This is a genomic window from Yoonia sp. R2-816 (assembly GCF_046762905.1).
In the GTDB taxonomy this organism is placed as follows: domain Bacteria; phylum Pseudomonadota; class Alphaproteobacteria; order Rhodobacterales; family Rhodobacteraceae; genus Yoonia.
The window spans coordinates 1-305 of sequence record NZ_JBKQXN010000166.1 but is presented as its reverse complement, the minus strand read 5'-3'; the positions used below and the strand labels follow the sequence as shown (position 1 = coordinate 305).

The following is a 305-nucleotide window of genomic DNA, read 5'->3' as shown; positions in this document are numbered from 1 at the left end:
CACTTGACCCGCAATCATCGCCCCGGTGGGGGTGCCCCCTTCCCGACCAGTTGCGCGGAACGTAGACGTCGCGTCGATGGACAGGCCCATATCCACCTCGACACGCTCCCAGTTACTGTGGTGAGTATCTGTGTAATTCATGTTTATCGGGTCAGTGAGCGAACCACCGAACGTCAGCTTATCATTACCGCCCACCCCGCCGTCCAGAATATAGCGCCCCTCACCGAGGGTTACGGGGTGAATAGCGACGGTATCATTGCCCGCACCGGCATAAATATCACCAGTGAAGCTGCCATTGTTCAGCT

The 305-nt window shown here is 57.4% G+C and carries 1 protein-coding gene; it reads right to left on the bottom strand.

Translation table 11 applies throughout. The annotated features are described in order from the left end of the window. Nucleotides 1-305, bottom strand: a 305-nt coding sequence (locus tag ACFWW2_RS05815) for a hypothetical protein (RefSeq protein ID WP_393926884.1), incomplete at both ends; no start/stop codon positions are given.